This is a genomic window from Nocardia sp. NPDC004415, assembly GCF_053602435.1.
Genome location: NZ_JBSGDP010000077.1, coordinates 1 through 26,812, shown reverse-complemented (window position 1 = coordinate 26,812; position 26,812 = coordinate 1). Strand labels below are relative to the sequence as shown.

At 69.3% G+C, this 26,812-nt stretch carries 29 protein-coding genes; 8 read left to right on the top strand and 21 right to left on the bottom strand.

The window, feature by feature from the left end; translation table 11 throughout:
• Nucleotides 1-77: 77 nt before the first annotated feature.
• From ACWEMY_RS26395 to ACWEMY_RS26340, 12 genes are read right to left on the bottom strand one after another with little or no spacing between them, the layout of a single operon-like run.
• Complete coding sequence (locus tag ACWEMY_RS26395; RefSeq protein ID WP_452392192.1) at nucleotides 78-1,367, bottom strand: TetR/AcrR family transcriptional regulator; 1,290 nt, start codon at nucleotides 1,365-1,367, stop codon at nucleotides 78-80.
• A gap of 40 nt (nucleotides 1,368-1,407) precedes the next feature.
• Nucleotides 1,408-1,992, bottom strand: a complete 585-nt coding sequence (locus ACWEMY_RS26390; RefSeq protein WP_452392191.1) for a hypothetical protein — start codon at nucleotides 1,990-1,992, stop codon at nucleotides 1,408-1,410.
• A 14-nt stretch (nucleotides 1,993-2,006) separates the two neighbouring features.
• On the bottom strand, nucleotides 2,007-3,191 hold the full coding sequence (locus ACWEMY_RS26385; RefSeq protein WP_375926586.1) for an MCE family protein: 1,185 nt from the start codon (nucleotides 3,189-3,191) through the stop codon (nucleotides 2,007-2,009).
• A complete protein-coding gene (locus tag ACWEMY_RS26380; RefSeq protein WP_452392190.1) occupies nucleotides 3,188-4,300 on the bottom strand; it encodes an MCE family protein in 1,113 nt (370 codons plus the stop codon). Before ACWEMY_RS26380 ends, ACWEMY_RS26385 begins: the two co-directional genes overlap by 4 nt.
• A complete protein-coding gene (locus ACWEMY_RS26375; RefSeq protein ID WP_452392189.1) occupies nucleotides 4,297-5,388 on the bottom strand; it encodes an MCE family protein in 1,092 nt (363 codons plus the stop codon). The genes ACWEMY_RS26380 and ACWEMY_RS26375 overlap by 4 nt, the downstream gene beginning before the upstream one ends.
• A complete protein-coding gene (locus ACWEMY_RS26370; RefSeq protein WP_452392188.1) occupies nucleotides 5,388-6,401 on the bottom strand; it encodes an MCE family protein in 1,014 nt (337 codons plus the stop codon). Before ACWEMY_RS26370 ends, ACWEMY_RS26375 begins: the two co-directional genes overlap by 1 nt.
• A complete protein-coding gene (locus ACWEMY_RS26365; protein ID WP_452392187.1) occupies nucleotides 6,398-7,420 on the bottom strand; it encodes an MlaD family protein in 1,023 nt (340 codons plus the stop codon). The genes ACWEMY_RS26370 and ACWEMY_RS26365 overlap by 4 nt, the downstream gene beginning before the upstream one ends.
• Entirely contained in the window at nucleotides 7,417-8,847 is a 1,431-nt protein-coding gene (locus ACWEMY_RS26360) for an MCE family protein (RefSeq protein WP_452392186.1), read from the bottom strand. The genes ACWEMY_RS26365 and ACWEMY_RS26360 overlap by 4 nt, the downstream gene beginning before the upstream one ends.
• A 9-nt stretch (nucleotides 8,848-8,856) precedes the next feature.
• Entirely contained in the window at nucleotides 8,857-9,720 is an 864-nt protein-coding gene (locus tag ACWEMY_RS26355) for an ABC transporter permease (protein WP_452392185.1), read from the bottom strand.
• 1 nt (nucleotide 9,721) lies between these two features.
• Nucleotides 9,722-10,573 (bottom strand): MlaE family ABC transporter permease, encoded by an 852-nt coding sequence (locus ACWEMY_RS26350; protein ID WP_452392184.1) that lies wholly within the window; start codon nucleotides 10,571-10,573, stop codon nucleotides 9,722-9,724.
• 34 nt (nucleotides 10,574-10,607) lie between these two features.
• Nucleotides 10,608-10,793 carry a hypothetical protein gene (locus ACWEMY_RS26345; RefSeq protein ID WP_375926610.1) on the bottom strand — a complete coding sequence of 62 codons (186 nt, stop codon included), beginning with the start codon at nucleotides 10,791-10,793 and terminating at the stop codon, nucleotides 10,608-10,610.
• Nucleotides 10,793-11,017 (bottom strand): hypothetical protein, encoded by a 225-nt coding sequence (locus ACWEMY_RS26340; RefSeq protein WP_278262000.1) that lies wholly within the window; start codon nucleotides 11,015-11,017, stop codon nucleotides 10,793-10,795. Before ACWEMY_RS26340 ends, ACWEMY_RS26345 begins: the two co-directional genes overlap by 1 nt.
• A 359-nt stretch (nucleotides 11,018-11,376) precedes the next feature.
• Here ACWEMY_RS26340 and ACWEMY_RS26335 point away from each other — a divergent pair, with 359 nt between their 5' ends.
• Entirely contained in the window at nucleotides 11,377-12,540 is a 1,164-nt protein-coding gene (locus tag ACWEMY_RS26335) for a thiolase family protein (RefSeq protein WP_452392183.1), read from the top strand.
• 42 nt (nucleotides 12,541-12,582) lie between these two features.
• Here ACWEMY_RS26335 and ACWEMY_RS26330 read toward each other — a convergent pair whose 3' ends face one another.
• On the bottom strand, nucleotides 12,583-12,975 hold the full coding sequence (locus tag ACWEMY_RS26330; protein WP_452392182.1) for a PPOX class F420-dependent oxidoreductase: 393 nt from the start codon (nucleotides 12,973-12,975) through the stop codon (nucleotides 12,583-12,585).
• A gap of 60 nt (nucleotides 12,976-13,035) precedes the next feature.
• Here ACWEMY_RS26330 and ACWEMY_RS26325 point away from each other — a divergent pair, with 60 nt between their 5' ends.
• Both ACWEMY_RS26325 and ACWEMY_RS26320 read left to right on the top strand, forming a co-directional pair.
• On the top strand, nucleotides 13,036-13,548 hold the full coding sequence (locus ACWEMY_RS26325; protein ID WP_452392181.1) for a hypothetical protein: 513 nt from the start codon (nucleotides 13,036-13,038) through the stop codon (nucleotides 13,546-13,548).
• A 26-nt stretch (nucleotides 13,549-13,574) separates the two neighbouring features.
• Nucleotides 13,575-14,129 carry a TetR family transcriptional regulator gene (locus tag ACWEMY_RS26320; protein ID WP_452392180.1) on the top strand — a complete coding sequence of 185 codons (555 nt, stop codon included), beginning with the start codon at nucleotides 13,575-13,577 and terminating at the stop codon, nucleotides 14,127-14,129.
• 52 nt (nucleotides 14,130-14,181) lie between these two features.
• Here the strand turns inward: ACWEMY_RS26320 and ACWEMY_RS26315 are convergent, their stop codons facing one another.
• Nucleotides 14,182-14,916 (bottom strand): oxygenase MpaB family protein, encoded by a 735-nt coding sequence (locus ACWEMY_RS26315; RefSeq protein ID WP_452392179.1) that lies wholly within the window; start codon nucleotides 14,914-14,916, stop codon nucleotides 14,182-14,184.
• The gene (locus ACWEMY_RS26310; RefSeq protein WP_452392178.1) at nucleotides 14,913-16,271 is read right to left on the bottom strand and encodes an AMP-binding protein; all 1,359 of its coding nucleotides are present in this window, start codon (nucleotides 16,269-16,271) and stop codon (nucleotides 14,913-14,915) included. Before ACWEMY_RS26310 ends, ACWEMY_RS26315 begins: the two co-directional genes overlap by 4 nt.
• A gap of 260 nt (nucleotides 16,272-16,531) precedes the next feature.
• Here ACWEMY_RS26310 and ACWEMY_RS26305 point away from each other — a divergent pair, with 260 nt between their 5' ends.
• A complete protein-coding gene (locus tag ACWEMY_RS26305) occupies nucleotides 16,532-17,389 on the top strand; it encodes an oxygenase MpaB family protein (protein ID WP_452392177.1) in 858 nt (285 codons plus the stop codon).
• 170 nt (nucleotides 17,390-17,559) lie between these two features.
• Nucleotides 17,560-18,552 carry an oxygenase MpaB family protein gene (locus ACWEMY_RS26300; RefSeq protein ID WP_452392176.1) on the top strand — a complete coding sequence of 331 codons (993 nt, stop codon included), beginning with the start codon at nucleotides 17,560-17,562 and terminating at the stop codon, nucleotides 18,550-18,552.
• A 60-nt stretch (nucleotides 18,553-18,612) separates the two neighbouring features.
• Here ACWEMY_RS26300 and ACWEMY_RS26295 read toward each other — a convergent pair whose 3' ends face one another.
• From ACWEMY_RS26295 to ACWEMY_RS26280, 4 genes are all read right to left on the bottom strand, one after another.
• The gene (locus ACWEMY_RS26295; RefSeq protein ID WP_452392175.1) at nucleotides 18,613-18,918 is read right to left on the bottom strand and encodes a hypothetical protein; all 306 of its coding nucleotides are present in this window, start codon (nucleotides 18,916-18,918) and stop codon (nucleotides 18,613-18,615) included.
• A gap of 14 nt (nucleotides 18,919-18,932) precedes the next feature.
• Nucleotides 18,933-20,174: an oxygenase MpaB family protein gene (locus ACWEMY_RS26290; RefSeq protein ID WP_452392174.1), complete on the bottom strand. Its 1,242-nt coding sequence runs from the start codon at nucleotides 20,172-20,174 to the stop codon at nucleotides 18,933-18,935.
• 349 nt (nucleotides 20,175-20,523) lie between these two features.
• The gene (locus ACWEMY_RS26285; protein WP_452392173.1) at nucleotides 20,524-21,666 is read right to left on the bottom strand and encodes a hypothetical protein; all 1,143 of its coding nucleotides are present in this window, start codon (nucleotides 21,664-21,666) and stop codon (nucleotides 20,524-20,526) included.
• 10 nt (nucleotides 21,667-21,676) lie between these two features.
• The gene (locus ACWEMY_RS26280) at nucleotides 21,677-22,603 is read right to left on the bottom strand and encodes a metal-dependent hydrolase (protein ID WP_452392172.1); all 927 of its coding nucleotides are present in this window, start codon (nucleotides 22,601-22,603) and stop codon (nucleotides 21,677-21,679) included.
• A gap of 131 nt (nucleotides 22,604-22,734) precedes the next feature.
• Here ACWEMY_RS26280 and ACWEMY_RS26275 point away from each other — a divergent pair, with 131 nt between their 5' ends.
• Entirely contained in the window at nucleotides 22,735-23,349 is a 615-nt protein-coding gene (locus ACWEMY_RS26275) for a TetR/AcrR family transcriptional regulator (RefSeq protein WP_452392171.1), read from the top strand.
• Between the two features lie 18 nt (nucleotides 23,350-23,367).
• Here ACWEMY_RS26275 and ACWEMY_RS26270 read toward each other — a convergent pair whose 3' ends face one another.
• On the bottom strand, nucleotides 23,368-24,198 hold the full coding sequence (locus tag ACWEMY_RS26270) for a crotonase/enoyl-CoA hydratase family protein (RefSeq protein ID WP_452392170.1): 831 nt from the start codon (nucleotides 24,196-24,198) through the stop codon (nucleotides 23,368-23,370).
• Between the two features lie 196 nt (nucleotides 24,199-24,394).
• On the opposite strand from ACWEMY_RS26270, the gene ACWEMY_RS26265 reads away from it, so the two are divergent.
• Both ACWEMY_RS26265 and ACWEMY_RS26260 read left to right on the top strand, forming a co-directional pair.
• Nucleotides 24,395-24,814 (top strand): YciI family protein, encoded by a 420-nt coding sequence (locus tag ACWEMY_RS26265; RefSeq protein WP_375926656.1) that lies wholly within the window; start codon nucleotides 24,395-24,397, stop codon nucleotides 24,812-24,814.
• Nucleotides 24,815-24,817: 3 nt separating this feature from the next.
• Complete coding sequence (locus ACWEMY_RS26260) at nucleotides 24,818-26,104, top strand: RNA polymerase sigma factor (RefSeq protein ID WP_452392169.1); 1,287 nt, start codon at nucleotides 24,818-24,820, stop codon at nucleotides 26,102-26,104.
• On the opposite strand, the gene ACWEMY_RS26255 is transcribed toward ACWEMY_RS26260, so the two are convergent.
• The coding region (locus ACWEMY_RS26255; protein ID WP_452392168.1) for an LLM class flavin-dependent oxidoreductase at nucleotides 26,105-26,812 on the bottom strand (708 nt) is incomplete at its 5' end.

The following is a 26,812-nucleotide window of genomic DNA, read 5'->3' as shown; positions in this document are numbered from 1 at the left end:
AGGCGCGCACGAAGGCGTACCAGCCCAGCTTGAAACCGGTGTCGGTGGTGTCGGGTCGGCCGGGCGCCCGTGGAGATCTAGCGCGGCAGCGGCTGACCCAGCAGAATCGTCTCGAGCAACTGCACCACCGTCTCCTGCGGGCAGATCGTGTCGTCGCCGAAGGCGCGGCCGAGGTCGACGACCAGGCTGAACGCGGCGTGCACCAGAATCCGGGCCTCACCCATCGACAGTTCCGGCCGGGCCGCGACGACCAGCTTGGCCCACTCGGCGATGATCAGCTGCTGCAGGTGCCGCAGCGTCACCTGATCGGCGTGGTCGACATGGCTGAACTCCGCGTAGTAGACGAAGGTCAGCGCGCGCTCGTCGAACGAACCGGCCACATAGAGCTCGATCAGCGTCGCCAACGCCCCGGCCGGGGTGTCCGCGGCCGCGATGGCCGGGGCGATCGCCGCCGAGACCCGGTCGGCCGCGCGCCGGAACGCGGCCACCAGCAGATCGCTCTTGCTGCGGTAGTAGCGGTAGACCGCCGAGGCGGCCGACAGGTCCGCGGCGCCGGCGATGTCCTCCATGCTGACATTCGGATACCCGCGCTCGTGGAACAGTTCCACCGCCTTGCGCAGCAGCAGATCGTGCTTGAACGGCTGGTAGCGCTCCTTGGTGGACCCGGTCGCCGTGGTGGCGTCGAGGCGGACCAGATCCGCGTCGATCAGCGCCCGGCTCGTCGCCTTCAGCAACGGCGCGAGAGCCTTGGCGGGCACCGTGGCGTGGTGGTCGCCGATACTGCTCACCACGGCGAAGATGGAGACCGCGCGGATGGCGAGGTCGCGGCGATCCAGTTCGGGCCGCACGTCCCCGATGAGGGTGCGCAGGGCCGCGATGGCCGCGGTGAACTGCGCGTTGAGCTCGTCGAAATCGGCGGGCTCGAGATACCGGCGCTCCCAGCGCACCAGCGCCACCGTCGGCCGGTTCGCGATGGTCAGGGCGATGATGGCGTCGACGACGTGGTCCACGCGCTCACGGGCTGACCAGTCGGCCGCTTCGGCAGGCAGTTCGGTGGCGCTGAGCGCCAGCCCGGACAGCCGCAGCAGTTCCTCGCGGAACAGCGCGTACTTGCTCGGGAAGTGCCGGTAGAGCGCGGTGGAACTGATGTCGAGCCTGCGGGCGATGTCGTCCATGCTGACGCCGTGATAGCCGTGCGCGCCGAACGCGGCCGCCGATTCCGCCGCGATCTGCGCACGCCGGTTCTTCGGCCTGCGCCGGATCGGGCGGGCCGGTGTCTGCGGCGCTGCTTCGTCTGCCTGCTTGCTCGTCGTCTTGCCCTTTGTTCCTCGCGGGGAGCGCACGTTCCCGATGATCTTGCCCGTCATGCTATCGCCTGCCCCGGTAGGCCGGGCGCACCGGATTCCGTCACTGGGCGGGCACCGCCGGTAGTGGGGAGTTGACCTTCTCGACCAGCCAGCGGTCGTCGTCGTGGCGCAGGCTGAACACCATCGACAGCTGGCCGGGCTTGGCCTTGTGCTCGGTGCCGAGGCTGGAGATGGTCGTGCCGATCACCACGATGGCCTCGGCCGAGGACTCGTCACCGCCGCGCAGCGCGCACTGGGTGTCGGTGGTCTTGGAGACCACCTCGCCCTGGGTGAGCGCGTCGCGCAGTTCGGTGCTGGTCGCCTCGAACTGCTTCTTCCAGTCGCCGGTCGCGCCGTCGAGGACGGCGGCGAAGTAGGTGTCGAGGCTCTTGCTGTCGTAGTCGGCCAGCACCGGCCCGTACCGGCAGGCGGCCTCGCGGGCCTGCTGCTGGGCCGCCAGCAGATCCTTGCTGTCCTTGTTCTCGACGAACAGGAACACCGAGGTCGCCACCGAGGCGCCCAGGACGACCGCCACGGCGCCACGCAGGCCCAGGGTCCGGCGATCCACGGCCCACCACTTGCGCCCGGCCGGTGCCGGGGCCTCGGTGGTGTCGTCGGTGGTGGTGGGTGTCTCGTCGTTGCTCATGGTTGTCTTGCTCCTCATCGGGGTGCGGGGACAGCGGGCTGGGACAGTTCGTCGCCGGTCACCCCGGGCGGCGGGCCCGCGCCGTTGTCGGGGCCCGGCGGGCGGGGCGCGTTGGCCGAACCGCGCACCTGCAGCGCGGGATTGTCGGTGACGCAGTAGTTGTAGAGACGCACCCTGGTGTCGGTGGTGACGGTGGTCGGCACGATCGGCACCGTGTCGTAGTCGCAGGTCGGGCGCGGCCACGGATCGACCAGGGTGAAGAAGGCATTGTCGTGGGCGGGCACGCCGACCGCCTCGGCGAAGCGGCTCAGGGTGGGGAACAGCAGCTCGATGGCGGGCTGGCGCAGCTTGGCGGCCCGGGTGATCGCGACGAAGTTCGTCACCAGATCGGTGATCGGATCGTGGGTGCGGGAGATGAACCCGCCCAGGGTGGCCAGCTGGCCGGGACCCTGCTCGAGCAGGTGCCGCAGTTCCGCGTCGGCGACGGTGAACTGCTGGAACAGGGCACTGCCCGCGCCGGTGAGGGTGCCCAGGTCGGGTTGGGCGTGCGAGGTGGTCTCGGCGATGACCACGAGATTGCGCAGCAGGTGCTCGGTCTGTGGGAGCAGCTCGGTGAGCCCGGCCATCGCGCGGCTGAGCCCGGAGATCATGTTGCGCAGGCCGTCGGGCCCGCCGGCCAGTGCCTTGTCGAGTTCGTCGACGATGACATTGAGCCGTTCGGGATTCATCCCGCCGACCAGCCCGGCCATATTGCCCAGCACCGACTGCACCTGCACCGGCACCGCGGTGTCGGCACGGGCGACCACCGCGCCCTCGCGCAGGTAGGGCCCGGTGTCGGTGTCGGGCCGGAAGTCCAGATACTGCTCACCCGCCGCCGACAGGCGCGCGACCGCGACCGTGCCGCCGACCGGAATCCGGGTGCCCGCCTCGATCTCGGCGACGGCCACGATCCCCGTGCCGTCCACGCGCACGTCCTTCACCCGGCCGACTCGCACCCCACGGAAGGTGACATCGCTGCCGGTGGTGAGCCCACCCGAGGTCGCCAGTTCGACCGTGACCGCGTACCGCGACCCGGTCGGGTCGATCCGCAGCACCGCGCCACCCAGATACAGGCTGCCCAGTACCAGCACCACGACCAGTCCGGCATTGGCGACCGCCACGCGGCGGCGAACCAGCCACTGCCACAACGGTGAGTTCATCGGGGTCCCTCCTGCGGCGGCTGCTGCGGGGTGCTGTTGAGGCGGCCGGTCACCTTGGCGATCACATCGGTGATGCTGCCGACGAAGGCGGGGATGTCGGTGCCGTCGGGCCAGCGGCTGCCGGCCGGATCGGTGATCGCGCCGATGTCGAGGTAGGACAGGATCGCCCCGACCGACAGGTTCGGGCCGCGCATGCTGTCCATCACCGAGGGATAGATCTGGTGGAAGCCGTCGAGGGCGCCGGTGAGATCGTCGCCCATCTGCACGAATCCGTTCATCAGGTTCTGGATGCTCTGGAACAGGCTGACGAACTGCGGCCCGTTGCTCGCGCTGAAATCGCCCAGCGCGTCCATGGTCACCGCCACCTTGGTGATGAGATCGACGATGGCCTGGTTGTTCTCGGCGAACAACCCGATCAGCTGCGGGAAACTGTCGGCGGCCGCGCCGAGTTCGGCCTTGCGCCGGGCCAGTTCGCCGGTGAGCACCGACAGCCCGTGCAGGGTGGCGTCCAGGTCTCCGGTGCGTTCGTTGAGCGCGGTGATCACCGAGGTCATCTCGCCGATCAGGTGCTGGAGCTGGGGTGCCTTGCCCGCGAAGATCGAGTCGAGCTCGGCGGTGATCCGGGCGGCCTGGTTGAGGCCGCCGCCGTTGATCAGCATCGACACCGACATCATCAGCTGTTCGACCGAGGCCGCCGAGGCGGTGTGCTCGGCGCCGATCGTCGCGCCCGGCCGCAGCGGCGGCCCGGCCTGCTCGGTGCTGGGCAGGGTGACGGCCACGAAGATGTCACCGAGCGGGGTCGCCTGGCGCAGCTCCACCGTGGTGCCCTCGGGCAGCTGGATGTCGGTGCGGATGAGCATCTCCACATCGGCCAGGAACGAGGTCGTCGAGATCCCGGTGACCACCCCGATATCGGTGCCGCCGATCTTCACGTGGGCCCGGTCGGGCAGGTTGAGCGCGTCACGGAAGGTGGCGTGCAGGGTGTAGCCGGGGCCGCCGATGCCGGGTTCGGGCATCGGCAGTTCGGCCACGGTCATCGAGCAGCCGGTGGCCGACACGGTGACGGCGGCGGCGCACAGGGCCGCGGCCAGGTTGGTGCGCAGGGTCATTTCGTCAGTCCCAACAGCGCGGCGGTCAACCCGAAATCCGGGCCCATATCGGAGATCTTGCCGGTGCGGCAGCCGTCCAGACGCATCTGCACGCGCTCACAGAAGGTGGCGATCACCTCGCTGTCGAGCACGATCTTGTCCAGCAGGCCGTGCAGGCGCAGCGCCTGGTGTTCGCGGCTGATGGCGTTGTCGAAGTTCTGGAACATCAGCGGGCCGACGTCGATGATCTCGGTGAGATTGCGTGCGTTGGCCCGCATCTGGGCCGCGATCGCGACGAACTTGGTGAGCGCGCCCGCGAGCTGGTCCTGGTTCTGCCCGACCACCGAGGAGGTGTTGGTGATGAAGTCGTCGAGCTGGGCCAGCACCGCCTGCAGGCCGGGGGACTGCTGCCCGAACAGCGCCACCAGTTCGGTGATGCGTCCGCTGAAATCCCGCACCGTCTGGTCGTTCTCGGCGATGACCTGGGTGATCTCGCCGAGCTTCACGATCGTGTTGGCGATCTGGTCCTTGTTGGCGAAGGTCACCTCGAAGGCCGCCGAGAGCTGATCGAGGGTCTCGCGCAACCGGTCGCCGTTGCCGTCGAGCAAGGGGAACAGCACCCGGCTGGCCATCGGCCCGTCCTCGCTGTCGCCTTTGAGCGCCTCGCCCAGCTGATCGAAATTGGCCAGGATGCGGTCGAGTTCGACCGGTGTCCTGGTGCGGGCCAGCGGAATGTGCGCGCCGTCGGCGAGTTCGGGGCCCGACCCGGTGTAGGCCGGGGCCAGCTCGACGTGCCGGTTGGTGATCAGCTGGGGTGAGATCAGCGCCGCCATCGCGTCGGCGGGAATACGCACGTCGCGATCGACCGACATCACCACCTCGACGTAACTGCCGCGCGGGGTCACCGAGTCGACCACGCCGACCGGCACGCCGAGGACGGAGACCTCGTTGCCCGCGTAGAGCCCGGCCACGTTCTCGAAATCGGCGCTGATGCGTTTCTGTTCGCTCAGCATCCGGTCACCGAGCCCGGTGACGCTGTCGGGCAGCAGCGCGCAGCCCGACGCGAGCAGCGCCGTCAGGCACAGCGCCGCGAGTTTGCCTGTCCTCATCAGTTGCACCCCTGTACGGCCTGTGCGAAGCACAGCCAGTTGTCCGGCAGGATCCACGGCGCCCAGATCTCGCCGTACGGGCCGTTGCCCAGCAGATTGTTGAACTGGCGCAAGGTGACCGGCGCGATCTCGTAGAGCCGGTCCAGGTTCTCCTTGTTCGCGGTCAACCCGTCCGACATGGTGTTCAGGTTCGTGATCAGCGGGCCGAGCTCGCCGTTGTTCTCGATGCCCATGTCCTGCAGCAACTTCGACATCTCGGCCACGTTGTCGAGCAGCTGGGCCAGCAGCGTCTGCCGCTGCTGCACGGCCGCCCCGATCGCCTCGCCCCTGGTGAGCAGCACGAGCACACTGTTGCGGTTGTCCGAGACCAGCTGGGAGACCTGGTCCATGCTCTGCAACAGCGAGTCGACCTCGTCGCGCCTGCTGTTGATCACCTGGGCCAGCGCGCCGATGCTGTCGAGCGCCTGCACCGCCATCGCCGGCGAGTCACCGAGCTGGGCGCTGAACACATCCAGCGCGGTGCGCAGCTTGGCCGGGTCGATGCGTTCGATCCGCTCGAACGAGGAGGTGTACTTCGGGTCCTGGATGACCTTGCTCAGGTTGTAGGGCACCGAGGTGTTCTCGATCCCGATCCGCTTGCCGGGCAGCCCTTTTCCGTCACCGGGATCGAGGTCGATGTGCAGGCGCCCGAGAATGGTGGACATCTCGATGGCCGCGCGGGCGTCGGCGCCCAGGCGGATGTCGTGGCGGATGCGCAGGGCGACATCGACCCGGTCGTTCACCAGCTTCACCGACTGCACCGCGCCCACCTCGATACCGGAGATGTCGACGGTCGCGCCCGGTTGCAGGCCGGCGGCCTGGGCGAACTCGGCGTGCACGGTGACATCGCCGAGCCGGATCTGGGTGAGCAGGCTGGAGGCCCCCAGCAGGACCAGCACGGACGCCGCGGCGATGAGGCCGAGCCGCAGATGCCGGTTGTGCAGCAGGAACGCTGGAACGCGTGGCTTGATCATCGACACACTCCCGATTGCGAGGTGCCGCCGACCTGCGAGAACAGACCCTCCGGCAGGAGGACACCCCACAGCGAGACGTCGAGGCGGCAGATGTAGGCGTTGCCGTAGGTGCCGTACTGGGTGAACCGGGCCACGCCGTTGAGGAAGTCGGGGAACTCGAGCGCCATGCGATCGAGCGCGGCCCCGTTGTAGAGCAGCATCATCACGCCGGTGGTGGCGTTGCGCTGGGCATCGGCCATGCCGGGTTTGACCTGCCCGATCAGCGAGACCAGCGAATCCGTCGCCCCGGCCACCCGCTCCACCGAGCTCTTCAGCGCCTCGCCCTCGGCGTAGAGCCCGTCCATGAGGCTGCGGGTCTGGGTGATCAGCGTCTCCAGTTCGCCGCTGCGATTGGCCAGACCGGCCATGACCGAGCTGAGGTTGCTCAGTACGTCGCCGAGGATCTGATCGCGTTCGCCGAAGGTGCCCGCCAGCTGCGCGGCCTGGGTGATCAGCGCCGACAGCGACACCTCGTTGCCCTGCAGGGCCTGGATGAGCGTCTCCGACAGCGAGTTGATCTGGTCGGGTTGCAGCACGCTGAACAGCGGCTCGAACCCGGACAGCAGCGCGGACACGTCGAAGGACGGCTCGGTGCGCTCCAGGGGGATCTCCGTGCCCGGCGCCAGCACCGCTCCCGCCTCGGTACCGGGTGCCAGCGCGAGATAGCGCTGACCGATCAGGTTCTGGTAACGCACCAGGGCCTTGGTGGTGTCGGTCAGATGCTGGCGCGACTCGATCCGGAACTCGACCCGGGCGGCGTAGTCGTCGGTGAAGTCGATTCCGTCGACCCGCCCGACCCGCACCCCGGCCATCCGCACGTCGTCACCGACCCGCAGGCCCAGGACATCGGTGAACACCGCCGAATAGCTCGAGGTGTTCCCCGGGACGCTGCGCTGCAAGGTCGACCAGATCGTGTAGGTGAGCACGGTCGCCAGCACGACGAACAGGCTGAAACCGATAAGTGACTTGCCGTATTTCACTGCTGGACACCACCTTCGGTGTCGGGGACGACGGGAACATTGCCCAGGATCGATCCGAGCAGCAGCAGCTGGCTGAAGTTCGGTGTGCCGCCGACCAGCGCCGACACCGCGGCGATGCCGGTCAGCCGGGGCTGCGATGCCGGGGCGGCGGGCGCGGGATCGATGGCCGCCGCCGGAGCGGTGATGCCCGGAATGGCGGGCAGGCCGGGGATCGCGGGCAGGCCCGGCAGCGTCGGCAGAGTGATGCCGGGCAGGGTGGGCAGGCCGGGCAGTGTCACCGTGGGGGCCACCGGCGCGGGCCCGGCGGCATCGAGCCACTGCGGCAGCATCGAGGCCGGATACTCCTGCGGCGGAGCGACTTCGGGCACGGTCGGGCCGCCACAGCGCGGGCCGGTCATCTCGCCGTAGCGGGGGCAGTCCTGCGCGGTGTACTGCTGGAACGGCGTGAAGGTCACGTCCATGCGCCAGGTCATCTGCTTGCGCGGACCGAAGTTGAAGGTCTGCTGCAGTTTCCGGAACGAGGCATTGAGATTGGCCGCCGTGGACTGCAACGCGCCGGGGTCCTTGGCGATACCGCCGATCAGCCCGTCCAGCCCGGCGACGAGTTCCTTGCCCGAATCCGGATTCGCGGCGAACAGCGCGTTCACCGAGTCGATCGTCGCGTTGCCCTGCACCAGCAGGTCCACCAGCTGCGCGCGGTGCTCGTTGAGCGTGCGCGCCGAGGTCACCGAATCGGCCAGCACACCGACCAGCTCGGGTGCCGACGCACTCAGTGCCGTCGCGGCGCGGCCGAGATCGCCGAGCAGGCCGCCGATCTCGGGGATCCGGTGCACGGTGGTCAGCCACTGGTCGAGCCGCTCGATGGTCGACCCCGGCACCCGCGCGCCCGGGTCGAGCGCGGCCGACAGCGTCGCCAGCACCCGGCCCAGCTTCTCGGGCTGGATGGTGGCCAGCACGTCACGCAGGGTGTTGAGGGTGGACTGCAGCTGGACGGTGGCCTCGCTGGTGTCCTCGGCGATGGTGGCGCCCGCGCGCAGCGTCGAGGCCGCGGTGCCGTTGTCGACCAGCTGGATCGACGAGACACCGAAGATGTTGTCGGGGACCACGCGCGCGGTCACCGTGTCCGGAATCGTCTCGGCCAGGCCGGGTTTCAGTTCGAAGGTGGCACGCTGGCGTTCGCCCTTGGCCACCATCTCCACCGAGCCGACCACCCCGACGACCATGCCGCGGAACTTCACATCGGCGCGCTGGGGTAGCCCGTCGCCGGTGCTGGTCAGGTCGGCCCCGACCACGACGGTGTCCTCGAACTCGCCGTTGTAGCGCAGCGCGAGCAGATACAGCGCGACCGCGAAGGCGGTGAGCACCGCCAGCCCCGCGAGCGTGAGCTGCAGGGGTTTGGGGCCGCGGCCGCTGGGATCGAGAATCATTCGATCGACCTATCCCGAGATCCGGAATCCGGGGTCGATGCCCCAGATCGCAAGGGTGAGAAACAGATTGGTGAAGACCATCACGACGATGACCATCTTGATCGCGCGTCCGGCCGCCACCCCGACACCTTCGGGGCCGCCGGTGGCGACGAAGCCGTAGTAGCACTGGATGAACGCGGCGATCAGCACGAACACCACCACTTTGAACAGCGAGAAGAACACGTCCCCGCCCAGCAGGAACTGGAAGAAGTAGTGGTCGTAGGTGCCCGCGGTGGTGCCGCCGAGGAACAGCACCGACAGCTTGGTCGCCACATAGGCCACCGCCAGGCCCAGGGTGTAGAGCGGGATGATGGTGATGGTGGCCGCGAGCATCCTGGTGGTCACCAGGTAGGGCAGCGGCCGGATCGCGATGGACTCGAGCGCGTCGATCTCCTCGGAGATCCGCATCGAGCCGAGCTGGGCGGTGAAGCGGCAGCCGGACTGGATGGCGAAGGCCAGGGTGCCCAGGATGGGCGCGATCTCGCGGGTGGTGGCGAAGCCGGAGATGGCACCGGTCAGCGGGCCCATGGTCAGCAGGTTCAGCGCGGTGTAGGACTCCACGCCCACGGTGATGCCACCGAAGGCGCACAGCACCACCACCACGCCGACCGTGCCGCCGCCCACGATGAGCGACCCGTTGCCCCAGCCGACGTCGGCGACCAGGCGCGCGACCTCCTTGCGGTAGTGGCGCAGGGTGAACGGAATGGCCAGCAGCGCCTGGAAGAACACGATCGCCTGGTGGCCGATGCGCTGATTGACCTCGACCGGGATCTTGGCGGTGTTGCCGATCGCGCGGACCGGCCGCAGTGCCGGCGGAATGTATTCGGCGGCCATCTCACACCACCTTCGAGGGGAAGAAGCTGTTGTAGAGCTGGGTGACGATGATGTTGGTGGCGAACAGCATCAGCGCGGAGGTGACCACCGCGGAGTTCACCGAATTGGCCACCCCGCCCGGCCCGCCCTTGGTGTGCAGGCCGATGTCGCAGGCGATGATCGCGGTGAGCGCGCCGAAGATCGCGGCCTTGAACAGCGCCACCAGCAGATCGTTCGCCACGGCGAAGGAGGCGAAGGAACTGATGAACGACCCCGGTGTGCCGTGCTGGGCGTAGACATTGAACATGTACGCCGTCGCGAAGCCGACGAACACGATGAACCCGCACAGCAGCATGCTCACCAGCACCGCCGCCGCCAGCCGCGGGGCGACCAGCCTGCGCACCGGGTCCACGCCCATCACCTTCATCGCGTCGATCTCCTCGCGGATGGTGCGCGAGCCGAGATCGGCGCAGATGGCCGAGCCGACCGCGCCCGCGATCATCAGCGAGGTGACCAGCGGCGCGCCCTGGCGGATGATCCCGAGCCCGGCCACCGCCCCGATGAACGTGGTGGCACCGACCTGGTTGACCAGCGCGCCCACCTGGATCGAGACCACCACCGCGACCGGGATGGCGACGAAGACCGTCGGGAGGGCCGAGACATTGGCCATGAACGCGCACTGTTTGACGAACTCCTGGAACGGGAATCGCCGTCGCACCAGCGACAGGAACAGCTGCGCGAGCGCGGCCCGGCCGAGCAGGACCTGCCTGCCCAGTGTCTCGACCGACTGCTGGGGATGTCGTCGCCAGAGCCCGGTGGCGCTGTCGATGATCCGCCCGACTTCGGACGGTTCGGTGGCCGGTTGCGGCGTCACGCTGCACCGATCCTTTCTTGCTGCGGGGGTTGGGCTAGAGCGTGCTCAGCCAGTGGTGGAGCAGGGCGACGAGGCCGGCCAGGGCCGCCAGGCCGAGGACGAGCACGCACAGCACGGCGAGCCACATGCCGAAGCGGAGCACCGGATTCACCCGCGTGCGCCCGCCGAGGATCTTGACGATGATCACCACGAGATCGATGACCCAGACCAGCGCCATCATCAGGTCATCGTCACGTTCGCGAAGAGCAGCACGGGCCAGCACACGATCGAGCCGAGGAACGACACGACCAGATCGACGCCGTGCAGATCGCCGAGATGGCTCGTGTGGGTGAGTGACCAGACGACCCCGACGAGGCCGTAGGGGATGCCGATGATGATGAGCGTGCCGAGGAACTCCGACACCTTCATCTCGTAGCTGAGAAACCTGTCCAGCCGTCGCAACATGGCGGTACCGGTATTCCTTCCTGCGGGACCGTCCATGGCGACGCGGCGCGAGCCGACGTCGTCGTCGACGGTCAGGTGATGTTGCCGAGCATTCTTGGGGAAGGGTGCTTGACGTCCGTCGATCCTCCCCGTGATCTCCGGACGGCTGTGTGCTGCCTGCGGTGATCCACCGGGCGCACTCGAGATAAGTTACTCCTAATTCTCGCCGATGTGACGAGAATTACCGGTAACATAGCGCATGGATCTCCGATTGCCTACAGGTCGCGCGAAGAAAACCGGGACTGGTTGTCGACTGCGAGAATCATGAGTAACTTAATTCCGGCGTCGCCGACGGTCGGCGACGGTGCAGGAGGAACGCAATGTCCGCAGTGATCGTCGATGTGGTTCGCACCCCTTCGGGCCGGGGCAAGCCGGGCGGCGGGCTCTCGTCCGTGCATCCGGCCACCCTGTTGGCCGGCGTGCTGACCGAACTGGTGGCACGCACCGGCATCGACCCGGCGCTGGTCGACGACGTGATCGGTGGGTGCGTCACGCAGAGTGGCGAACAGGCCAACAACATCTCCCGCACGGCCGTACTGGCCGCCGGGTTCCCCGAGTCGGTCCCCGCCACCACCGTCGACCGGCAGTGTGGGTCCAGCCAGCAGGCCGTGCATTTCGCCGCGCAGGGAGTGCTCGCCGGTGCCTACGATGTGGCGATCGCCTGCGGTGTCGAGTCGATGAGCCGCGCGCCGATGTTCTCCAACACCCAGGGCAAGGACTCCCTGCGCGCGCCGCTGGCCGCCCGCTACCCCGACGGCCTGATCGGGCAGGGCATCGCCGCGGAGATCCTGGCCGCGCGCTGGAAACTGGACCGCGCCACCCTCGACGAGTTCGCTGCTCGCTCGCACCGCCTGGCCGCCGCGACCGCCGCGGCGGGCGGCTTCGACGCCGAACTGGTCGGTGCCGGAGAACTCACCGCCGACGAGACCATCCGCACCGGCACCACGGTCGAGGGACTGGCGAGCCTGCGCCCGGCGTTCACCGATCCCGATGCGCTGGAACGCTTTCCGGAGATCGGCTGGTCGGTGACCGCGGGCAACTCCTCACCGCTCACCGACGGCGCCTCGGCCGCGCTGATCATGAGCGAGGCGATGGCCGCGAAGCTGGGCCTCACCCCGCGCGCCCGCTTCCATTCCTTCGCCGTCACCGGCGACGACCCGACGCTCATGCTGACCGCGGTGATCCCCGCGACCCGCAAGGCCCTCGATCGCGTCTCGCTCACCGTCGACGACATCGACACCTTCGAGGTGAACGAAGCCTTCGCTCCCGTCCCGCTGGTCTGGCAGCACGAACTCGGTGCCGACCCGGAGCGGGTGAACCCGCGCGGCGGCGCCATCGCCCTGGGCCACCCCCTCGGTGCCTCCGGTACCCGCCTGCTGGCCACCATGGTCAACCACCTCGAGCAGACCGGCGGGCGCTACGGCTTGCAGACCATGTGCGAGGCAGGCGGACTGGCCAACGCCACCATCATCGAACGGCTGTGAGACCCGGCCGGTGGAAGTCGCCGCACCGGACTTCCACCGGCCCTACTCGTCGAGCCGGATCCGGATACCCGCCATGCGCTCGGGACCACCACGCAGCCTGCTGCCCCACAGTCCGACCCGCGCGACCAGCCCGTACTTGCGTGTCATCAGTGCGGGGAAGTGCGCGCTCGCGTCCGGTGTCAGCACCTCGGCGAATCCGGGCATCGCGGCGCCGAGTGGCTTTCCGCGCCAGTCGCAGGGGGCGACCGTCACCCGGCCTCCCTTGCGGATCCGCTTCACCTTGCCGGTGTCCGCCGCGCTCCACACCGCCAGTGCCCGGCCGTCGCGCATCACCCAGACCGGGGTGGGGGCCGCGGTGCCGTCCCGGCGAAAGCTGGTGAGCAGCAGATATTTTCCGGCCGCCAGCTGACTCAGCGCCGTGTCGATGCGTTCCATGGCATCATACTAACCAGTTAGTTAATTTTGTCGTGCGTACGAGGCAGTGGAGGGAATCCGTTGGGGCGATTCGTCTGGACCCTGCTCGCCGGCTTCGCCCTCGGCACCCCCGCGGTTCCCGTCGGCCTCTCGCTGTCGCTGCCCGGGCCGGTCACCCTGGTCGCGGTGCTGGCGGGGGCGGCGTGCTGCGTCGTCTTCGCGGTGTTCGCCATGGAACGCGTCCGGTTGCGGTGGCAGACCTGGCGTGCCCGCCGGAGTTCGGCCGCGGCACCAGTGGTTTTCGCGAAAGGTGCGGACGGTCCACCCGCCGTCGGTGCGGCGACCGGCGATGATGCCCGCCTCTCCGGCGGCGCGGGACGGCGGGCACGGCGGGTTCTCGACCGGTACGGCGTGGTGGGCTTCGGGCTCGCGGGACCCGCCCTGTTCGGCACCTGGGGCTCGGCCCTGCTCGGTGCCGCGCTGGGCATCCCGCGCCGGCAGCTGATCGGCTGGCTGATGGCCGGGATCACGCTGTGGTGCACGGTGCTGCTGTTCGCGTCGAACGCGGCCTTCGCCGTCTTCGGAATCGGCTGACACCGGACCGGAATTACGATTGCCCCATGTCCCGCGCCGACGCCACCAAGGCCCGCATCCTCCAGGCCGCCACCGACGAGTTCGCCGCGTACGGCATCGCCGGGGCCCGGGTGGACCGGATCGCCAAGGCGGCCTCGGCCAACAAGAACCTCATCTACGTCTATTTCTGCGGCAAGGAACAACTCTTCGACGCCGTCCTCGACGCCCACGTCACCCACGGCCTGGACTCGGTCCCCTTCACCCCCGACGACCTCCCCGGATACGCGGGACGGATCTTCGACTACTGCACGGGGCACCCCGAGGTGATCCGCCTGGCCACCTGGCACCGCCTGGAGCGTGCCCACCTGGACCTGACCGGCGGCGCGTCACCGGCGCGCGAGGCCAAGCTGGAAGCGCTCGCCGCGGTGCAGAAGAAGAACGGGCTCGGCGCGGACTTCTCGCCCGAGGAATTGCTCACCTTCGTCCTCGGCATCGCGCTGGCATGGAACCCGAGCACTGTGGCGGGCCTGCCCGCCTCGGCGAGCGCGGGTGCCGAGGACCGCCGCCGCGCGGTCGTCGAAGCCGTGCGTCACCTGCTGTGAGCGCGCGCGACTGGATTCGCCCTGACTGCTCGGATGTTTCCGGCTGCCTGGGTCAGCGTGCCTGAGCGACGACCCGGAGACGGCGCGGTGCCGCCGTGAAGCCCGCGCGGGTGGCCAGCGCGACGGCGCGGAGAGCCGCGGCGTCGCCGGATCGGGGTGTCAGGCCGTAGAGCTCGGCGGCGCGTTCGTGTTGCATGGCCCGGACCGCGCCGGCCGGGAGGCGCCGGACGATCCAGGCGTCGGGGCGCAGCACCTGGGTGGCGAGTTCCGTTGCGGCAGGAGTCATCCGGAGATTCGTGGCACACGCGTCGGCGAAGTAGGCGACGAATTCCGGCCAGCTCTCCGGTAGTCCGCGGTCGCTGATTCCGTAGCTGCGGTACCAGCGGCAGCACTGGTCGTAGAGCTGCGCGCGGGTCTCGCCGGTGAGCGGTGGCCCGAAGACCTCGGCCGCGGTCATGAGCGTGTCCACGTAGGTCGCGTGCTGGAACAGGAAGGTCCCGGGATGCAGGGCGTGGTAGCGGTGGCCGCGGTCGTCGTGGCCCTTGATGTGCTCGTGGGCGAAGCGGATCGCGGCGGCGGTGTCGTGCGAGGCGCAGGCCAGATAGATCATCTGCGACACCGCCCGCTTCTTGTGCTCCCACAGCCGCGTCGGCGAATGCTCGACGAGGGCGGGCGCGATGGCGGGGTGCAGGACCTGCAGGCCGACCGCGCGCGGCAGCATGAGCAGGAACCGGCGATCACCCAGGTGACGGCGCAGCAGTTCGCCCGCGGCGGGCGGCGGGGTCACGATCGGTCCCCGTCCGCGAGCCTGCCGTGGACGAACAGGCGGCCCTCGTCGTCGAAATGCCCGAGGTCCCCGCTGGACTGCATGCCGTCGACGACCTCGGCGCCGGACCCGTCGGTGTACCCGGTGAAACTCAGGCCGCTGGCCACGAAGACGGTGCCCACCACGTGCGGTGTGGTGATCCGGCGGCGGTGCTCGTCGTAGAGCGCGACCCGGCAGCCCACCGGTGGACGGCCGACGGTGCCGGGCGCCTCGCGCAGATCCCGCGGGGTCGCGACCGCGGCGACGGCCACCTCGGTCGAGGCGTAGAGGTTGTAGAGCACCTCGCCGAACAGCAGGGCGGTACGCCTGCTCAGTTCCGGCGACAGCACCGAACCCGCCGAGAAGATCACCGAGAGCGCGGCGGTGTCGTAGCGGGCCAGCTCCTGCGCACCCAGGTCCACGATCCGCTGCAGCATGGCGGGCACCAGCACCAGGGCGCTCGCGCGGTGCCGGGCGACCGCGTCCAGGGTGCGATGCGGATCGAACCGGTCCGGCAGCACGACCATCGTGTTGCCCAGGGCCCAGCCCAGGATGAGCTGCGAGAGCCCGGTGCCGTGGAACAGCGGCGCGGCCAGCACGATGGTGCTCGCCTTCGGCAGCGGGATGCGGTCGAGGAACTGGGCCGATTGCAGCGGCGAGACCTTCCCGCGCGGAGCGCCTTTCGGTGTTCCGGTGGTGCCGCTGGTGAGCACGACGATGCCGCCCGGGTCCTCGGGTGGGGGCAGCGGCAGCGCCGAGCGCCAGGCCGCGATGCCGTGAATGGTGGGCAGCCCCCGCCGGTTGGTGTCGCCCGCCCGGGTGAGCACGATCGGCAGGCCCGGCGGGAGATCGTCGAAGCGATCGGCGAACTCCGCGTCCACCAGCAGTATGCCGACCCGCTCGCGCGCGAGCACGCTCGTCAGCGGCGGCCCGGACATGGCGGTGTTGAGCAGGACGATCCGCGCGCCGAGCTTGCCCGCGGCCAGCAGCGACAGGACGAAGCCGCGGTGATCGCGGCACTGCGCCGCGATCACCGTCCCCGGCGTGACGCCCTGGGCGGCAAGGCCGTTGGCGAGCCGGTTGGAGGCCTGGTCGAGCTGCTCGAAGGTGATCGGCCCGCGGTCGTCGATCAGGGCGGTGGCCGTGCTGGCGCCACGGGTCGCGTGGGCCAGGGTCGTGACGACCGGGCCCAGCGTGGTGGCGTCGCGCGCGGTGCGGACGAGCTCGATCGGACGCCGTAACTCGAGTGCGCCGCGCCGGTGCAGGACCAGGGTGGCCGACAGGGCATCGGCGACAGCGCGGACGACGGCGGTCGGCGCGGCGGGGACGATCGACACGGATACCTCCGAGGGGAGCAGCGGGGGAGGGCGCGGTCGGAGCAGTGCGCCGACGCCTCGCCGCCGAGCATAGCCGGAGCGAGAATCATTGGTAACTTATTGCGGAGTAGTCCGAGGTGGCTGATGTCGGCTCGGGTGAATGCTTGCGGAAAGTAGCGGAATGTTCGGTAACTTGTTCCGGGGTCGATCGTTGTCTCACATCGGGCGCGATGAGAGTATGGGTGAATGAATCTCTCATCACCTCAGCGTGGAGGTCGGTCGTGACTCGTTCGGAACAGGCGGCCGAGCCGCAGGACATGGCCGCCGATCTGGCGCGCAGGCGCCGCTATCTCACCGGATTCGGGGCCGCGCTCGGCGGCCCGGCCAATGTGATCATGCAGCTGAGCCTGCCGCCGGTGGGCCGGGGTGTGGTGGAGAGTGTGGTCGAATCCGGCAGCTTCACCGCCCATCCGGTCAAGCGCGGCCGCACCACGCTCACCTATCTCGCCGTGGCGATGGTCGGGACCGACGAGGACCGGGCCGCCTACCGGGCCGCGGTCGGCACCGCGCACCGTCAGGTGCGCTCCGGGCCGCGGAGTCCGGTGCGCTACAACGCCTTCGACCCGCGGCTGCAGCTGTGGGTGGCCGCGTGCCTGTACCGGGGCACCCTCGACTCGCTGACCTGGCTCTACGGTGGCCTCGACGACACCTTCGCCGACGAGCTGTATCGCGACGCGGCCCGTTTCGGGACCACCTTGCAGATGCCCGCCGAGCTGTGGCCCGCCGACCGCGCGGCCTTCGCCCGGTACTGGGATTCGATGCAGGACAGTCTGTCCTTCGACGAGGAGGTGCGGGCCTATCTGCTCGAACAGGTCGTCGGCCTCGGGCCGTATCGCAGGCACACCCGGTTCGTGTTCCGGCGCGCGAATCGGTTCTTCACCACCGGATTCCTGCCCCAGTGGTTCCGCGACGAGCTGGGCCTGGAATGGAGCCCGCGCAGGCAGCGGGTCTTCGAAGGGTTGCTGCGCACGGCGGGCCGTCTGCTCGCGGTGCTGCCCGACTCGGTGCGCATGCAGCCCTTCGACTTCTACCTGAGTGATATGCGCAGGCGTCGGAGTAAGGGGACGCGGCTCATCTGAGGCCGGTTGGTGCTGTGAACTGGCACCAACTTAGAGTCATCGGCTTCTGTCGAATCTCCCTGTCAATTGCGAGAATGGGCGGTAACATAATGGATGTCGATGAGCACTTGACGTCGATCCGCGTTCGCGAGATCCGGGGGGGCGCGGACCCCTGAAGGGAAAGGATGACGATGACCACGGCAACGAAGCCCGGCGACCCCGAGTACAGCGACCCGTCCAGTGCGGGCTACGTCGAGGAGGGTCCTGCGCCACAGTGGCGATCCGCGCAGGACCCCGCGGCGCGGCCCGCGGACACGGAGCTGACTCTCGATCGCGTACGCATCCACATCCCCGACATCTACCGCTCCCCGCGCAAGAAGCCCGCGCATCTGGCCGAGGCGCTGGACTTCTGGATGTTCGCCGGCGCGGCAGCGAATGTGGCGATGCAGTTCGCGCACCAGGGCGTCGCGGCCGGGGTGATGGAGAGCCAGGTCGAGTCGGGGGCGCTGATGGTGCATCCGTGGAAGCGGTTGCGCACCACCGCGGCCTACCTGGCCACGGCGGTGCTCGGCACCGATGAGGACAAGAAGGCCATGCGCGAGGCCGTCAATGTCGCGCACCGCCAGGTGCGTTCGCGCCCGGGGTCGAAGGTGAAGTACAACGCCTTCGACCGCCACCTGCAGATGTATGTGGCCGCCGCCATCTACATCGGCTTCGAGGACACCCACCAGCTGCTGCACGGCAAGATGACCGACGACGAGCTGGAAGCCTTCTACCAGGGCGCCGACACCTTCGGCACCACCCTGCAGGTCCACCCCGACATGTGGCCCAAGACCCGCGCCGACTTCGACGCCTACTGGCTCGAGGCGTGCAAGGGCGTGGTGTGCGACGACGAATTCCGTGCCTACATCGACGATCTCGTGCACCTGCGGATGATCCACTGGTCGCTGCGGATCCTGTTCGGCAGTCTGCTCGAGTTCCTCACCGCGGGTTTCCTGCCGCCGCATTTCCGCGACGAGATGGGTATCGAGTGGGGCGAGTCGGACCAGCGCCGCTTCGAGCACCTGTTTCTGTTCGTCGGCTTCGTCAACCGCTTCATCCCGAAGTTCATCCGGTTCGCGGGCACGCACGCCATGATGCGCGATGTGCGCCGCCGCATCCGGAAGCAGAAGGCGCTCATCTGATCCGTACCCGAAAAGGGGTGGTACCGCGATTGCGGTACCACCCCTTTCGTCGTGGGACGGTCAGTAACGGGTCGGGCTACAGGGGTTGGCCGAGCCCGCCCCGGTGACCAGGTCGCAGATGCCACCGGTGAGCATCTGGACCGGGGTGATGGCCAGCAGCACGAGCAACCCGATGACGTCACCGCGCTGCGCCAGTTCCCCGGCCGAACGCGCGGCGGCCGAGCCGGAATCGGCTGCCGCGGAACCGGTTCCGGTCTCGGCGACGAGACCCGGTCGGACCGCGTCGGTGGGTGCCGCGGCGGCGGGTGCGCTCGCGAGCAGGGTCGCGGCCGCGAGCGCCGTGGCGAGGGTGATCGAAGTACGCATGGTGGGTGTCCTTGTCAGCGGTGGGGCTGGGTCATGTCGCGGTTCATGGTCGGGATCTCGATGCTGATCGGCATACGCAGTTCGGCCAGATAGATCAGCGCGGCCTTGCGTAGGAACTCGTCGAGCAGCCAGTACGGATCGCCGATCGGCGGGACGGCCGTGAGCAGTCCCTCCCGCACGGCGATGAACGGGCCCCAGCTCAGCCGCAGCAGCGGGTCCCAGACGGGTTCGCGGGGGATGGCGAGGCCGTCGGCGATGGTGTCGCCGAGCAGGAACCGGGTGAACGCGCCGAGGATCGGTTTGCTCAGCAGGGCGAAGTCGATGTTCGCGCCGAGGCCGAGCAGCCGGTCGGCGAGCTTCACGCCCTCCGGGGTGACGGCGATGATCGGGTCGAGGACCTGCGCGGCCTGCGCGTCGGCGGCGGGCCAGGACCGCGGGATGTATTCGTCGCGGACGCCGAGCAGGTGCGCGGCGACCTGCCAGGAGTGCAGGAAGCCCGCGGACTCGTCGGCCGGGATGGGCACGTTCCACGCGGTCAGGTGCTTCATGACGGTGGTCGGCAGGCTGTGCCAGGTGACCATGATGTCGTTCTGGCTGATCGGCACGTCTTCCTGGGCGGAGTTCACCCAGTGCGGTGACTGTGGCAGCAGATGCCGCACCGCGGCGTGCACCAGCCGGGTCTTCACGCAGGTGACGATCATCTCCCCGTCGGCGGCATAGGCATTCGCGTTGCCGATGTCGTAGCCGAGCTTGGCCGTCTTGGTGATGCGGTCCTTGAGATCGTGTCCGCCCTTGGAGTAGTAGACCGCGCGGGCCTCCTTCGGGATGACGGTGCTCATCATGCCGCTGGCGAATCCGTAGAGCACGCCCAGATACAGGCCGCGCTTCTTGTTGAACCGGATGGCGGCGTCGAGCTGGGTGGGGTCGGTCCAGTGCGGCAGCCGCCGGGCGTATTCCATGAAATCGCGCAGGTCCGAGGGCAGTCCGGCGGGCAGCGGCTGGCCGTTGGTCTTCCAGGTGCGCAGCAGTTCGTTGATCGAGGGGACCTCGCCCCGGTCGATGAGGCCGGCCACCAGGGCGTCGGCCTCGGGGTCCCACACCGTCATCGGATCGGCGCCCGTACCGGTTCCGGCGACCGAACCGTCCGGTGACCAGGTCCACGGCTGGGCGCGGGCGGGTCCGGTTGCGGCGAAGGCGCCTGCCGCGCCCAGGATTCCGCCGATTTTCATTGCGTTGCGCCTGTTGATCGCGTCCATGACGCCACTCCTCGTCGAGTACGGTGTCCGGCCGGGCGGGAAGGGCTCTCACCTTCTCCGTCAACCTAAGAATAGTGAGTAACTTAACACCGGGGGTGGTCGGTCGGCTCTGGTTCCGGCATTCGGCGGAGAACCTGCACGTCAGGGTCGATCAATGCCCACTGACAGCAGATCTTCGGCATGGCGTGAATCGCTCAGGAATGGAGCGCCGTGTGGGAATCGGCCCTATAAGGGCAAAATGAACGGTAACTTAGTGGCTGGTCACCCGGCCCCTGGTGACACACGAAAGCGCCGGCGCGGGGAAAGCCCGCGCCGGCGCTGCTGTGCTGTGTATCGGGTGGGTGAGGGCCTATCCGGGGACGGCGGCCACTTCCGTCGCCGGTGCGCTCGGCGCGGTCCGTGGCACCGTCAGCGTGGCGAGGACCGTCAGCCCGGCGACCACGAAACAGGCCAGGGTGTACCAGAGATTGCCGATGGGGTCGCCGTGCGTGGTCACCCCGTCGACGGCGCCGAAATACGCGGGCAGTGAGGCGATCCAGAGCGCCGCGAACACGAGCAGATACACCGCGCTGTAGCGCTGCGCGAACCGGTTGACGTAGGCCACCGGCGCCGCGCCCGCGCGCAACTGCCGCCACCGGCGGACCAGCGCCACGACCGCGACTGCCGACAACGCCAGTAGTTCCAGCGCGTAGACCACGCCGCGCACGGTGTCACCGGCCAGCCCGATCACCGTCGCGGGCAGCGGCAGCAGGAAGGTGCCCACCGAGGCCAGCAGGCCGATGACCAGTGTGCGCCAGACCAGTTCGCCACCGCCGAAATGCCTGCCCGCGTCGACCTGACGGCCGACGAAGTACTGCACGCAGAAGGCCAGCGACATCGGCCACAGCGCCGCGAAGACCACCACCGAGCCCATCGGCACGGAGTCGAACATGGGCTGGTTGACGGGGTTGTCCAGCGACCACTCCCACCACCGCAACTGCGGACCGAGGTGGTCGAAGATCTCGTAGAACGCGTGGTGCACGAATCCGACACAGGCGGCGCCGACGAGCGTGCCGTACTGCCGGAACACACCCAGCATGCGGACCAGGCCGAAGGCCATCGTGGCCATCAGCGGATAGATCGCCACGATGTAGAGGGGCAGGCGGCCCCAGAGGAAGTCGACGGTGAACACATTGTGCGCGAACATCGTGTCGACATGGTCCTCGATACCGAACGCGGCCGGGAAGTACAGCGGCGGTTCGATGACGAACAGGTACGCCGTCGCGCCGAACCACAGCACCAGATCGGTGGGGTCGCCCTGGCGGCGCAGCCGCGCGATCGCGAACCACAGGGCCAGCACGGCCCCGACGACGATGGTGAGTTCCAGCACCGGCAGCGTCCAGTTCTCCAGTGCGAACGGGCTGCGGAATTCGACGAGACCGCCCGCCTCCTCGCAGGAGAAACCGAGTCGGGTGGCGAGTTCGGCGAAGGTGGGGGAGCAGTGCTCGGCCATGGCGCGCTCCTCAGGAGTTCACGGAATCGGCGGTGTACCACCGGGTCACGTCGTAGCCCTCGTCGTAGCGGCGGAACCACTCGTCGGCCAGGGCGGGCAGGTTCTCGTGCGCCGGATTGTGATGCGGCATCTGGCTGCGGATGATGCCGCCCAGGGCGACGAGCTGTTCGCCGAGGCCCAGGTCGTCGAAGGCGCGGGGCATGGTGCCGTTGTCAGCGGGGCGCAGGCCGGGCAGCCAGCGGCGCAGGGTCTGGCCGCGGCGGTAGTTGGCGAACATCGACAGCGCGTCGACCTGCCGGTCTTCCAGCGGCACATGCTCGTTGAAGCCTTCGCACGCCACCCGGATGACCTGCAGGACGTGCCGGAAGATGGAGGGCGCCACCCGCATCCGGTACAGCTCGCTGTCGACGACGGAGTTGAAGATGATCAGCGCCGAGCTGCGGTGCTCGACCTCCTCGACGAAATGCCAGATGAACAGCGAGGCCACCCGGTCGTCGCCGGGGGCGAACAGGGTGGAGTCGTTGTCGAGCATGAGTTTGAAGACCGGGGTGAAGGTGGCCTCGAGATCGGCGGTGTAGGCCAGCCGGTACTTCACCGGGGTGCTGGCGGTGAGCTTGTCGAACTCGCCGATCACCGCGTCGAGGGTCTGTTGCAGGCCGGGGTAGCGGCGGATCAGCGCCTTGACGTGCTGGCGGTGGGCGGTCGAGTGCTGCCCCTCCTGCCGCATGAACGCGTCGGCCTCCTCGGCCACCTCGGGGTCGGTGATCTGCGGCTTCGCCTGGGTGATGAGCTGCACGATCATCTTCTCGAAGCCGATGGCCAGGAACGAGACTGCGTTGGCCATCGAGGAGAAGGCCGGGTTCTGTGGGTTCCACAGGAACGGCACGTCGTAGTCGGAGAAGGCGAAGTCCATTTTGCGGACATGGAGATCGGTCACGGTGGTGTACCTCGTTGTCGGGCGCGCACGGTGCTGCTCGGATGGTGAGGCAATCATACGAATGAGCCACCAAGTGTATGATCACTTTGACGGAATTCGCCCTGACCTGGGGTTGTGCTAGCGTCCAGGCGGTGGCGCGTAGACGTGGATGGGGCGGGAGTCCGCCGGGGGACGACGAGGAAGCCGCGCGCCGGATCATCGGTGCCGCAGTGGAACTCATCGGCCGCACCGGCGCGGAGATCAGCATCGCCGACGTCGCCGAATCGCTCGGGGTCATCCGTCAGACGGTCTACCGGTATTTCCCGAGCGCGGACGCGCTGATGACGGCCGCGGCCATCGCCTCGGTCGACGGTTTCCTCGACCGCCTGGCCGCGCATGTGCGGGGCCTGCGCGATCCGGCCGAGGCGATGACCGAGGCGGTGGTCTACACGCTGACCGAGGTCCGCCGGACACCGCATCTGGGCATCCTGCTGTCGAGTTCGTATTCGGCCAGCGCCCACACCGACAGCCTGACCTCCGAGGAGGCGCAGGCGTTCGGCATGACCATGATCGGGCGCTTCGACGTCGACTGGGCGGGCGCCGGATACGACGAGCCCGCGCTGCGCGAACTGGTGGAATACGCGCTGCGGACCATGCAGTCGTTCTTCCTCTCGCCGGGCGATCCGCCGCGTGGCGAGGACGAGCTGCGGCGCTATCTGCGCCGGTGGATGGGCACCGCGATCAGCGCGCAGGCCGGCGAACGCTGAGTTCGCCGGCGGCGTGGTTCAGCGCGCCTGCCATTCGGGCTTGCGCTTCTGCATGAACGCCAGGGTGCCCTCGCGGACGTCCTCGGTCCCCGCGACGGCGACGATCTCGCGGTTGCTCTGCTCCCAGGAGGCGTCGTCGGCGAGCCTGCCGTCGACGATGCCCAGTGCCACCCGCTTGCTGGCCTGCACCGCCAGCGGCGCGTTCGCCGCGACCCGGTTCGCCAGCTCGAGCGCGGCGTCGAGGACCTGGTCGGCGGGGACCACGCGGTTGATCATGCCCAGCTCCAGCGCGCGGGCGGCGGTGATCGGCTCGCCGGTCAGGATCATCTCCATGGCGACCTTGCGCGGCAGCTGTTCGGGCAACCGGAACGCGCCACCGGCGGCGGCGAACAGGCCGCGCGCCACCTCGGGCAGGCCGAAGGTGGCCGTCTCGGCGGCGACGGCGAGATCGCTGGCCAGCACGAGTTCGGTGCCGCCGCCGAGGGCGAAACCATTGACCGCGGCGATGGTCGGCTTGCTGATCGGGTGACGGACGTAGCCCGCCAGATTCCACTCCTCGTGGCCCGGCGCCAGGATCGACTCGCCACGCCCGATCGCCTTCAGATCGGCACCGGCGCAGAAGGATCGGTCACCGGCGCCGGTGATGACCACCGCGCGCACCGCCGGGTCGGCCTCGGCCTGTTCGAGCGCGGCGCCCACCCCGGCGCTGACCTCGGCGTCGACGGAGTTCATGGCCTGCGGCCGGTTGATGACGATGACGAGCACATGCTCGCGCTGCTCGACCAGAACTGCGCTCACGAAACGACTCCTTTGTCCGTACGGGCGGCCCGCCGGGGGGACGGGCGTCATCGACATCTACCACGCGCACCGCGCGGACAGGCCGTTCGTCCCGGTCAGCGGGCTCGCCCCGCGGTGGCGTCGTAGGCTGCCGGGACGTCGCGAAAAAAAGATTCGGCCGGGTGTCGATCCGTGCGGGTGCCCGTTCGACCTAGGGATGAACACCGGGCCCGGCACGCGGGTCCGCACCGATCCGAGGGAGACCATCATGAAGTACATGCTGATCATGCGCGCGACCGACGAGGCCTGGGCCGCCATGGCGAACGTCGATTTCGACGAGATCCTGGAGACCATGGGCAAGTTCAACGACGAGCTCATCAACGCCGGGGTGCTCGTCGCCGCCGAGGGGCTCGCCGACGCGGCCGAGGGCGTGGTCGTCGACTACTCCTCGGAGACGCCCGTGGTGACCGACGGCCCCTACGGCGAGACCAAGGAACTGTTCGGTGGGTACTACATCCTCAATGTGGCCTCCCAGGAGGAGGCGGTCGAGTGGGCCAAGCGCATGCCCTACGCCGGACCCGGCACCAAGACCGAGATCCGCCGGGTGAGCAGCATCGACGAGTTCCCGCAGGACAATGTCTGGATCCAGAAGGAACGCGCCTGGCGCGAGGCCACCGGCCAGCTCTGAGTGATGAGCGAGCGCACCGGCCGCGAGGCCGTCGCCGCGGTGTGGCGGATCGACTCGGCCCGCATCGTCGGCGCGCTGGCCCGCTACACCGGCGATTTCGCGCTGGCCGAGGATCTCGCCCAGGAGGCGCTGGCCGAGGCCCTGGTGACCTGGCCGCGCACCGGTGTGCCCCGGCACCCGGCCGGATGGTTGCTCACCGTCGGGCGGCGGCGCGCGATCGACGCGTTCCGCCGCCGCGCCGCGCTCGACGACCGCTACGCCACCCTCGCCGGTGCCCTCGGCGAGGGTGGCGTGCTGACCGGGGGCGAGCCCGCCGATCCGGCGCGGGCGGCGGCGGAGGTGCTGTGGGACCCGGATCAGATCGACGACGATGTGCTCGCGCTGATCTTCGTCTCCTGCCATCCGGTGCTGTCGCGGGAGGCGCGGCTGGCCCTCACCCTGCGCGTGGTCGGTGGTCTGACCAGCGACGAGATCGCGCGGGCCTGCCTGGTGCCCACGGCGACCGTGCAGGCCAGGATCACCCGGGCCAAGAAGACGCTCGGCGCGGCCCGGGTGCCCTTCGCGGTGCCGCCCGCGGCCGAGCGGGGCGCGCGGCTGGGGTCGGTGCTCGGGGTGATCTACCTGATCTTCACCGAGGGGTCATCAGCCAGTAGCGGTGGCGACCTCATCCGGGTGGATCTGGCGGGCGAGGCGCTGCGGCTGGCGCGGGTGCTCTCGCGGCTGATGCCCACCGAACCGGAGGTCTACGGGCTGCTGGCCCTGCTGGAACTGACCGCGGCGCGGTTCCCCGCCCGCACCGGCCCCGACGGTGAACCGGTGCTGCTCGAACAGCAGAACCGGCGGCGCTGGGACCGCTCGGCCATCCGGCGCGGCCGGGCCGCCCTGGTCAAGGCGGGGGAGGTGGGCCGTGGGCTCGGTGCCTACGGGCTGCAGGCCGCCATCGCCGAATGTCACGCCGTCGCGCCCTCGGTCGCGGAGACGGACTGGGACCGGGTGGTGGTGCTCTACGAGGCGCTGGGTAGGCTGGCGCCCTCGCCGGTCGTCGAGCTGAACCGCGCGGTGGCGGTGTCGATGGCCAGCGGCCCGGCCGCGGCACTGCCCCTGGTGGACGCGCTGGTCGCCGGGGGCGCGCTGGCACACTCGCACCTGCTGCCGAGCGTGCGCGGCGAACTGCTCACCCGGCTCGGGCGGGTCGAGGAGGCCAGGAGCGAACTCGCCGAGGCCGTGCGGCTGTGCGGCAACGACCGGGAATGCTCGGTGCTGCGCGGAAAACTCGCGGCCCTGGACTGATCAGGCGGGACCGCGCCGCACCCGTTCGAGTGCCTCGGCGCGCGAGCAGATCTTGGGCAGCGCGACGAGCCACCAGGTGGCACCCGCGCGCTCGTAGGCGTCGCGCTGGTCGTCGGTGCCCGCGGCGATCGCCACCTCGAATCCGGTGAGGTCACCGCGGTGTTCGGCGACGATCCCGAGCATGTCGACCAGCTCGCCCGGCGTGGCCTCCGGGCACAGGCCGTCGTAGCGGGCCGCGCGCCGCAGCGGGGCCTGCCGGACCGATTGGGCGCCCACCCAGATCGGGATCCGCGGCCGCTGTACGGGGCGGGGCAGGAACTGCACGCCGTCGATCCGGTAGGCGGGTCCGTCGTGCTCGACGACCTCGCCCGACCACAGCGCGGTGAGCACCTCGAGCGCCTCGTCGAGCCGATGGGCGCGCTCACCGGGAGCGATGATCTCGCCCAGGCGGGTGAACTCGCCGGTCTCGTCGGAACCCAGGCCGACCCCCAGCACCAAGCGGCCCTCGCCGAGCAGATCCAGGGCGACGGTCTCGCGGGCCACATCCTGGGGGCGCCGCCGCGACAGCGGGGTCACCCGGGGGCCGAACACCAGCCGGGTCGTCGCCGCGGCGATCGCGGCCATCCCGATCCAGGCGTCGCCGACCGGGAGACCGGGGTCGTTCGGCCGGGCCACGTGGTCCCAGACGAAGGCGCCGTCGAAACCGGC

What these genes read in the sequence shown, in the direction of transcription:
- ACWEMY_RS26395 (WP_452392192.1), bottom strand. Translation starts at nt 1,367, where the DNA reads ATGACGGGCAAGATCATCGGGAACGTGCGCTCCCCGCGAGGAACAAAG.
- ACWEMY_RS26355 (WP_452392185.1), bottom strand. Translation starts at nt 9,720, where the DNA reads ATGGCCGCCGAATACATTCCGCCGGCACTGCGGCCGGTCCGCGCGATC.
- ACWEMY_RS26370 (WP_452392188.1), bottom strand. Translation starts at nt 6,401, where the DNA reads ATGATCAAGCCACGCGTTCCAGCGTTCCTGCTGCACAACCGGCATCTG.
- ACWEMY_RS26270 (WP_452392170.1), bottom strand. Translation starts at nt 24,198, where the DNA reads ATGACGCCCGTCCCCCCGGCGGGCCGCCCGTACGGACAAAGGAGTCGT.
- ACWEMY_RS26390 (WP_452392191.1), bottom strand. Translation starts at nt 1,992, where the DNA reads ATGAGCAACGACGAGACACCCACCACCACCGACGACACCACCGAGGCC.
- ACWEMY_RS26285 (WP_452392173.1), bottom strand. Translation starts at nt 21,666, where the DNA reads ATGGCCGAGCACTGCTCCCCCACCTTCGCCGAACTCGCCACCCGACTC.
- ACWEMY_RS26385 (WP_375926586.1), bottom strand. Translation starts at nt 3,191, where the DNA reads ATGAACTCACCGTTGTGGCAGTGGCTGGTTCGCCGCCGCGTGGCGGTC.
- ACWEMY_RS26265 (WP_375926656.1), top strand. Translation starts at nt 24,395, where the DNA reads ATGAAGTACATGCTGATCATGCGCGCGACCGACGAGGCCTGGGCCGCC.
- ACWEMY_RS26335 (WP_452392183.1), top strand. Translation starts at nt 11,377, where the DNA reads ATGTCCGCAGTGATCGTCGATGTGGTTCGCACCCCTTCGGGCCGGGGC.
- ACWEMY_RS26260 (WP_452392169.1), top strand. Translation starts at nt 24,818, where the DNA reads ATGAGCGAGCGCACCGGCCGCGAGGCCGTCGCCGCGGTGTGGCGGATC.
- ACWEMY_RS26375 (WP_452392189.1), bottom strand. Translation starts at nt 5,388, where the DNA reads ATGAGGACAGGCAAACTCGCGGCGCTGTGCCTGACGGCGCTGCTCGCG.
- ACWEMY_RS26340 (WP_278262000.1), bottom strand. Translation starts at nt 11,017, where the DNA reads ATGTTGCGACGGCTGGACAGGTTTCTCAGCTACGAGATGAAGGTGTCG.
- ACWEMY_RS26295 (WP_452392175.1), bottom strand. Translation starts at nt 18,918, where the DNA reads ATGCGTACTTCGATCACCCTCGCCACGGCGCTCGCGGCCGCGACCCTG.
- ACWEMY_RS26360 (WP_452392186.1), bottom strand. Translation starts at nt 8,847, where the DNA reads ATGATTCTCGATCCCAGCGGCCGCGGCCCCAAACCCCTGCAGCTCACG.
- ACWEMY_RS26320 (WP_452392180.1), top strand. Translation starts at nt 13,575, where the DNA reads ATGTCCCGCGCCGACGCCACCAAGGCCCGCATCCTCCAGGCCGCCACC.
- ACWEMY_RS26380 (WP_452392190.1), bottom strand. Translation starts at nt 4,300, where the DNA reads ATGACCCTGCGCACCAACCTGGCCGCGGCCCTGTGCGCCGCCGCCGTC.
- ACWEMY_RS26300 (WP_452392176.1), top strand. Translation starts at nt 17,560, where the DNA reads ATGACCACGGCAACGAAGCCCGGCGACCCCGAGTACAGCGACCCGTCC.
- ACWEMY_RS26290 (WP_452392174.1), bottom strand. Translation starts at nt 20,174, where the DNA reads ATGGACGCGATCAACAGGCGCAACGCAATGAAAATCGGCGGAATCCTG.
- ACWEMY_RS26330 (WP_452392182.1), bottom strand. Translation starts at nt 12,975, where the DNA reads ATGGAACGCATCGACACGGCGCTGAGTCAGCTGGCGGCCGGAAAATAT.
- ACWEMY_RS26345 (WP_375926610.1), bottom strand. Translation starts at nt 10,793, where the DNA reads ATGATGGCGCTGGTCTGGGTCATCGATCTCGTGGTGATCATCGTCAAG.